Source organism: Streptococcus pseudopneumoniae (assembly GCF_038148935.1).
In the GTDB taxonomy this organism is placed as follows: domain Bacteria; phylum Bacillota; class Bacilli; order Lactobacillales; family Streptococcaceae; genus Streptococcus; species Streptococcus pseudopneumoniae_U.
In genome coordinates this window covers 19,730-27,140 of record NZ_JBBJZX010000018.1, presented here as the reverse complement: position 1 = coordinate 27,140, position 7,411 = coordinate 19,730, and the positions used below count along the sequence as shown (strand labels likewise).

The 7,411-nt window shown below is 39.0% G+C and carries 8 protein-coding genes and 1 pseudogene; 6 read left to right on the top strand and 3 right to left on the bottom strand.

Annotation, left to right across the window (positions count from 1 at the left end; translation table 11 throughout):
* Positions 1–197: 197 nt before the first annotated feature.
* From WKI42_RS03475 to deoD, 3 genes and pseudogenes are all read left to right on the top strand, one after another.
* A pseudogene (locus tag WKI42_RS03475) lies at positions 198–442 on the top strand (phosphorylase family protein); the annotation flags it as partial.
* The gene (locus tag WKI42_RS03470; RefSeq protein WP_173306683.1) at positions 436–1,719 is read left to right on the top strand and encodes a chloride channel protein; all 1,284 of its coding nucleotides are present in this window, start codon (positions 436–438) and stop codon (positions 1,717–1,719) included. The pseudogene WKI42_RS03475 and the gene WKI42_RS03470, both read left to right, overlap by 7 nt.
* A 473-nt stretch (positions 1,720–2,192) precedes the next feature.
* Positions 2,193–2,903: a purine-nucleoside phosphorylase gene (deoD, locus tag WKI42_RS03465; RefSeq protein WP_000022091.1), complete on the top strand. Its 711-nt coding sequence runs from the start codon at positions 2,193–2,195 to the stop codon at positions 2,901–2,903.
* Between the two features lie 26 nt (positions 2,904–2,929).
* Here the strand turns inward: deoD and WKI42_RS03460 are convergent, their stop codons facing one another.
* The 3 genes from WKI42_RS03460 to coaA form a co-directional block, all read right to left on the bottom strand.
* The gene (locus tag WKI42_RS03460) at positions 2,930–3,454 is read right to left on the bottom strand and encodes a DNA topology modulation protein (RefSeq protein WP_368081187.1); all 525 of its coding nucleotides are present in this window, start codon (positions 3,452–3,454) and stop codon (positions 2,930–2,932) included.
* Positions 3,455–3,506: 52 nt separating this feature from the next.
* Positions 3,507–3,743, bottom strand: a complete 237-nt coding sequence (gene rpsT, locus WKI42_RS03455; RefSeq protein WP_001274002.1) for a 30S ribosomal protein S20 — start codon at positions 3,741–3,743, stop codon at positions 3,507–3,509.
* A gap of 67 nt (positions 3,744–3,810) precedes the next feature.
* On the bottom strand, positions 3,811–4,731 hold the full coding sequence (coaA, locus tag WKI42_RS03450) for a type I pantothenate kinase (RefSeq protein WP_368081186.1): 921 nt from the start codon (positions 4,729–4,731) through the stop codon (positions 3,811–3,813).
* 199 nt (positions 4,732–4,930) lie between these two features.
* Between coaA and WKI42_RS03445 the strand changes: the two genes are divergently transcribed.
* From WKI42_RS03445 to WKI42_RS03435, 3 genes are all read left to right on the top strand, one after another.
* On the top strand, positions 4,931–5,338 hold the full coding sequence (locus tag WKI42_RS03445; RefSeq protein WP_368081185.1) for a hypothetical protein: 408 nt from the start codon (positions 4,931–4,933) through the stop codon (positions 5,336–5,338).
* 205 nt (positions 5,339–5,543) lie between these two features.
* Positions 5,544–6,134 carry a class I SAM-dependent methyltransferase gene (locus WKI42_RS03440; RefSeq protein ID WP_368081184.1) on the top strand — a complete coding sequence of 197 codons (591 nt, stop codon included), beginning with the start codon at positions 5,544–5,546 and terminating at the stop codon, positions 6,132–6,134.
* The gene (locus WKI42_RS03435) at positions 6,131–7,408 is read left to right on the top strand and encodes a pyrimidine-nucleoside phosphorylase (protein WP_368081183.1); all 1,278 of its coding nucleotides are present in this window, start codon (positions 6,131–6,133) and stop codon (positions 7,406–7,408) included. Before WKI42_RS03440 ends, WKI42_RS03435 begins: the two co-directional genes overlap by 4 nt.
* Positions 7,409–7,411: the final 3 nt, after the last annotated feature.

The window sequence follows — 7,411 nt, the reverse complement described above, 5'->3', positions numbered from 1 at the left end:
AACTAGCCGCAGGCTGCTCAAAGCACTACTTTGAGGTTGTAGATATAACTGACGAAGTCAGCTCAAAACACTGTTTTGAGGTTGTGGATATAACTGACGAAGTCAGTAACCATATATACGGCAAGGCGACGTTGACGTAGTTTGAAGAGATTTTCGAAGAGTATAAACAGAAAGGTAGAGCGCGTGTTCTAATTTGAACACGATCGGAAATTCGTACCTATAAGATGCTTGGAACAGATGTGGTCGGAATGTCAACTGCTCCTGAAGTTATTGTTGTAGCCTATCAGGTTTGAAACTTCTAGGAATTTTATGTATTACTAACTATACTACTGGTTTCAAAGAAGAGATTAACCACGAAGAGGTTATAGAAGTGACTGAGTGTGTTAAAGGTGATTTTAAAGGCTTACTTAAAGCCGTTTTTGCTGAATTATTACTATGTTAAAAGAATTGAGGAGTATTTTTCAGAAAATTCCTTATAATCTTAAATTATTCCTAGCAGTCATTTTGCAAGGAATAGTTTCAGGTTTATCTGGTATTTTTCTACATTATCTTTTAAAGATAATAGAGGAGATAGCTTTTGGTCAATCAGAGCATCAAACTGTATTCTTGACAGATGGAGTTTCCTCATCGCGGATAGGATTAAGTTTAATAATCGTGGGTGTTAGCTCATCCTTGGTCTGGTATTTCTTGCAAAAAAAATCACAGATTTTTTCCATTAAAGCGCAGATGAAGGATGAGACTTCACAATACAAGCTTCATTTTTTAAAACAGCTATTTCATTCAATTTGGCAAATTATTGCAGTTGGAGGGGGAGCACCTATTGGCAAAGAAGCTGCGCCACGAGAGATTGGGACTCTATTTGCAGGACCAATTGGAAAAATATGTTCTCTCTCTAAGAAGGATCAAATCTTTCTCCTTGCTTGTGGTGCTGGTGCTGGTTTAGCAGCTGTCTACCAGGTTCCATTAACAAGTGTCTTCTTTGTTTTTGAAACTCTAGGAATTGCTCTATCTATTAAACGATTTGTCTTAGTCGGTTTGACTACCTATGTCTCAACCTATATAGCAGGCTTGGTTATTTCAGATCATGCTCTCTACCAGATTCCAGCCATTGCATGGTCATTAAAGGAAGCGTGGATTATTCCCTTATTACTTTTTTTCTTAACCCCACTAGCTTGGCTTTTTGGTCGCTTGAGTAAAGAAGTGTCTTCAAACAGGATAAAAGATAAACGAGTACTTCTCACATTGCCTACAGCTTTTCTTTTTCTTGCTGGGTTGGCAAGTTATTTTCCACATCTACTTGGAAATGGACGTATGATGGCTCAGGAAGTATTGAATGGTAGCAATGGCAAAACAGTATTCTTCTTGTTTATCCTAAAAGCACTGGTCGTTCTTATTACTCTGTGGGCAGGGGCCTATGGTGGTACACTTACGCCATCTTTTGCCTTGGGGATGGCTGGAGCTGCTCTCTTGGGCATGATTCTAGGTTTGGACAGTCAGCTAACTGTTTTACTTATGGGGTCTGTTTGCTTTTTATCTGTGACCTTGAGGGCGCCCATTTCTGCAACCGGATTAGTAATAGGTTTCACTGGGCTAGCTTTGGATTCTCTTCCGTATCTCTTAGTAACAGCTATTTTAGCCTATGAATTTGCAAAAATATTAGATCGTTTTTCTTGGGCTAACATACTGTGTCAGAAGTCAAAGAATAGAGTAATAAGATAGAGAATGACCGTTTCTTCTAATCAAAGATTTATCTTAAAAGATTAAAAACTATTGTCAATTTATCAATAACTGTTTCAAATAAAAAAGAAGTAGGCTTATCGGAGTCACGATTGAATCCGATTTTTCCTAGCTATGAAATATAAAAAAAGAAAGGTAGAGCGCGTGTTCTAATTTGAACACGAGCGGAAAACTTTTCTAAAAACTCAGAAGAGAAGAGGAGTTCGGGTTTGAATTGAAGCCGTTCTAATCTTCTCAATATCATCAAAATTAAGAAAGAAAGGTAGAGCGTGTGTTCTGATTTGAACACGAGCGGAAAACTTTTCATAACAATAAAAGAAAGGATGGGTTAACTGTATTCATTGAACTGAATACGGGCGGAGAACTGTGTAAAAAAGATAAACTGTCTAGCATCTGAGATGCGTCGTCAGTTTTCTATTTTTACTTTGTTCTCTGTCGCCCTTTATATCTTAACTATGTCTATCCATATTGCTGCTCAGCAGGGTGAAATTGCTGATAAAATTCTTCTTCCTGGGGATCCTCTTCGTGCTAAATTTATTGCGGAGAATTTCCTTGAAGATGCTGTTTGCTTTAACGAAGTGCGTAACATGTTTGGATACACAGGTACTTACAAGGGTCACCGTGTATCTGTTATGGGAACAGGGATGGGTATGCCCTCAATCTCTATCTATGCTCGTGAATTGATTGTCGATTACGGTGTGAAAAAATTGATCCGTGTCGGTACAGCCGGTTCTTTGAATGAGGATGTTCACGTTCGTGAGTTGGTCTTGGCACAAGCAGCTGCTACCAATTCAAATATCATCCGCAACGATTGGCCTCAATACGATTTCCCACAAATCGCTAGCTTTGATTTGCTTGATAAGGCCTACCATATCGCTAAAGAACTCGGTATGACCACCCACGTTGGGAACGTTTTGTCTTCTGATGTCTTTTATTCAAACTACTTTGAAAAGAACATTGAGCTTGGTAAATGGGGAGTCAAGGCTGTGGAAATGGAAGCAGCAGCTCTTTACTATTTGGCGGCCCAGCACCATGTTGATGCTCTTGCTATCATGACTATTTCTGATAGTTTGGTTAACCCAGACGAAGACACAACTGCAGAAGAACGCCAAAATACCTTCACCGATATGATGAAGGTTGGTTTAGAAACTTTGATTGCAGAATAAAAGAGAACACAAAAGGAAGACTTTCTTTATGAATTGGAGGACTTCCTTTTCTTATCTAGAAATTGATCTAGCTCTCTCTGATTTCGAAGAATAGTGACTTTATGTGAATATTCTTGGCAAAGTTTTTGGTAATTTTCTTTTTGAGTTTTGGTTCTCCCCTCCCAGAGAATCCATCTGATAAACTCCCAATTAAACTGTTCTTGACAACCTTCTGCCATACTTTCTCTGACTTTTCCCCGGTATTTGAGGTATCGCTTAAAGGCTCGAAAGAGACAGGCCAATGGTGAAAAATTTAGAAAGATGATTTGGTCAGCTTCCTGCATTCTTTCCTCGTAATAGCACCAAGAATAATTTCCATCGATGACCCAAGCTTTATGATTGGTGAGAAAGTTATTCATCTCGGTCAACATCCATTCACGGTCACTGTCTTGCCAACCAGGTTGAAATTGGAGTGTGTCCATATGTAGTTTTGGGATGGAGTAGTAGTTAGATAATTTTTCTGCTAGAGTTGACTTACCAGCACCAGAATATCCGATAATTGCGATTTTCATTTTCTACCTTTTCCTATTTAGAGACAAAAAAACAGCCTCTATGGACTGTTTCTTATTTAACAAGTTTAGCTGAAAGACGAGCTTTGTCGCGGCTTGCTTTGTTTTTGTGAATCAAACCTTTAGTTTCTGCTTTATCGATAGCTGAGCTAGCAGCACGGAAAAGTTCTTCAGATGGGTTTGCTTCGAAAGCTTTGATAGCAGTACGCATAGCTGATTTTTGAGCTGAGTTCTTTTCGTTTTGTTTAACGTTCAATTCAGCGCGTTTGATAGCTGATTTAATGTTTGCCAATGTTCTTACCTCCATATTTACTAACTATACCATTATATCTGAAAACTTACGTTTTGACAAGGGAAAATTACTTTTTTAAGTAAATTTCATCGATTTCATGGTTCTTGCTTTTATGAAGAATCACTTCTGCACGATTTCTAGTTGGTTCAATATAATTTTGTAGATTTGTGAGATTGATACTGGTCCAGACTTGATGAGCAAAGGATTCCACTTCCCCAATTGGCATTTGAGTAAAACGATAGTAGTAGCTTTCAGGGTCGTTTTGGGCTAGGCTCAGCATTTTCAAGAAACGGTCCAGATACCAACTCTCGATGTCATCGACTGCAGCATCAACATAGATGGAAAAGTCGAAGAAGTCAGTGATATAGAGACGTTCGTTTTGGGGATTTTGAAAGACATTGATTCCTTCAACAATCACAAAATCAGCAGCTTTTACTCGTTGTTTTGCTTCAGGTACGATGTCGTAGACTTCATGAGAATAGACAGGAATATCTACATCTTGTCCATTTTTGATGCGGTCCAAGAAGTTGAGAAGAGCTTCCATATCATAGCTTTCAGGAAATCCTTTACGATTTAAAATCCCCTGCTCAATCAAGGTCTGGTTGGGATAGAGAAAGCCATCAGTTGTAACCAACTCAACACTAGCATCAGTTACAGTTCTAGAAAGCAGGATTTGAAGTAGGCGACTGGTTGTGGATTTTCCAACGGCAACACTCCCAGAAACCCCAATAATAAAAGGCTGGGATTTACTTTCACGTTGGAGGAAAATTCCTTTTGAAAAGGCTAAATCTTCCTTAGTTCGCTTGTAAATCTGAATCAGATGAGCCAAGGGGAGATAGATATCTGTAACGTCTTGAAGACTGATTTGGTCATTAAAACTCTTGATAGATTCCAATTCTTCTTCTGTCAAAGGAGGTGTTGTCTTTCGATGTAAAGATTGCCAAGTCTGGCGGCTGATTTTTTCAAAATGTAAAAATTCGTTGGTCATTTGTTTTCCCCTAGATATTTTGTCTATCATACCATAAAAAGTTAAAAAAATAAAGCGGTTTCTTGAATGTGGTAAGTCAATAGTATATACTATAAGTAGATAGAGGATGAACAATTTATTGATGAAGTAGGAGCTGCTTTCTACTGACTTATCAGCTATAAAGGGGGCTTTGGGGTTTATAACTTATAGGAGGTGTACTATGAAAATCTTAAAACGTTACATATTGGAACTCTGTTTTATTTTAAGTTTTGCACTACCTTTTATAAAAGGAGCCAATGCGGATAATGGCAGACGCTTTGTGGAAATCTATTACGGTTTTACTTTTTTGATGGAACATGCCATTTTAACAGTTGTCTTTCTTTGTTCGCTCTTAATTGCTGTCTTACTAAAAAAACGGTGGATGAAATGGCTTGCTGCTGGTAGTTATCTATTTTTGATTTTGTGGATTGCGACAGAGGGTTATTTCTTCCGCATGTCACTAGAAGATTTGATACGACTTTGGACAAGTTTGGAAATCCTGACACAAACTTATCAGTTGGGCTTTTATTTAAACATTTTGTTGGGAATTTTGTTGATAATAAAGTATTTGAAGGTTAAGCAATCGTAATAAAAATGCGCTTGATGATAGACAATAAATTTGTTGTTTTATCATGGCAATGATAGCTGTAGTCCTAGATGAAATACAAGTTGCTTATAAAAGTTGAAAGAGATTGAAGGGGAGCTATTGTAAAGCAACTTCCTTCAATCTTTTTGTTTTATTCTGGATATGTAAACGATTTACAATTCGATCCAAAATATGATAGAATAGGGTTATGAATAAAATGTATTATGCAGAAAATCCTGATGCTGCTCACGACATTCATGAGTTGAGAGTAGACTTGTTGGGAGAAAAAATGACCTTTCTGACGGATGCAGGTGTTTTTAGCAAGAAGATGGTTGACTTTGGAAGTCAACTTTTGCTCAAGTGTCTGGAGGTCAACCAAGGAGAGACAGTCCTAGATGTCGGCTGTGGTTATGGTCCATTAGGTTTGTCCTTAGTCCAGGCTTACGGCGTTCAGGCTACCATGGTCGATATCAACAATCGTGCCTTGGATTTGGCTAAGAGAAATGCTGAAAAAAATAATGTAAAAGCGACGATTTTCCAGTCCAATATTTATGAACAAGTTAAAGGGAATTTTGACCACGTCATTTCTAATCCTCCTATCCGTGCAGGAAAGCAAGTCGTTCATGAAATCATCGAGAAAAGTAAAGATTTCTTGGAAATTGGTGGTGATTTGACAATCGTCATCCAGAAAAAACAAGGGGCTCCAAGTGCTAAGTCTAAGATGGAAGATGTGTTTGGCAATTGTGAAATCCTTAAAAAAGACAAGGGATACTATATCCTTAGAAGTGTGAAAGAATGAGAGCAGTTGATTTAATCCAAAAAAAACGAGACGGTCAAGAACTGACTTCGAGTGAAATTGAATGGCTGGTAGAAGGCTATGTGTCAGGAACTGTCCCTGATTATCAGATGTCTGCCTTTGCCATGGCTGTTTATTTCAAAGGAATGACGACTCGTGAAATTTCTGATTTAACGATGAATATGGTTAAGACTGGGCAAGAGTTTGACCTGTCTGCCATTGATGGTGTGAAAGTTGACAAGCATTCTACGGGTGGTGTTGGTGATAAGGTGACCTTGATTTTAGCTCCTCTTGTTGCTAGCTTCGGTGTACCTGTGGCAAAAATGAGTGGTCGTGGTCTCGGCCATACGGGTGGAACAATTGATAAATTGGAATCCATTAAGGGCTATCAAGTAGAACGTAGTCAAGAAGATTTTATTCGTCAAGTTCAGGATATTGGTGTATCTGTCATTGGGCAATCAGACCAGCTTGTCAAAGCAGATAAGCTTCTCTATGCCCTCCGTGATGTGACCGCAACTGTTGACACGATTCCTTTGATTGCTAGTTCAGTCATGAGTAAGAAAATTGCGGCAGGGGCGGATGCTATTTTGCTAGACGTGACTGTCGGTGAGGGTTCCTTCATGAAGACGGTTGATGAGGCGCGTGAATTGGCTCAAACCATGGTGGAACTTGGTAAGGCAGTTGGTCGAAAGACGGTAGCAGTGATTACCGATATGAGCCAGCCCTTGGGACGAGCGATTGGAAATCGTCTGGAAATCCTTGAAGCATTGGAGATTTTACAAGGTCAAGGCCGTCAGGATATTACCCACTTCATCTGTGAACTGGCTCAAATTATGCTTGGACTGGCAAATGTAAATAAGACAGTTGAAGAAGTCCGCCAACATCTTGAAAATGGCCAAGCGCTTGCTAAGTTTGAGGAGATGGTCCAAGCCCAAGGTGGAGACTTGGAAGACCTCTATCGTCCAGTCAATGTGTCACATGTGGTGGAAATCCCTGCCCAGGAAACGGGTGTCATTTCAGCTCTTCCAGCTATGGAATTTGGACTTTATGCTATGAGACTGGGTGCTGGTCGTGCAGTCAAATCTGATGCCTTGGACTATGAAACTGGAATTGTTTTTGAAAAGAAAGTTGGAGATTCCGTTCAAAAGGGAGAAATTGTTGCAAAAGTATACACAAATGGAAAAATTTCTCCTCAGCTAGTTACAGATTTTCAAAAATATGTTAAAATAAATGATAGGGTGCAAAGTTTACGAGAAATTATAGAAATCATCTCATAAACC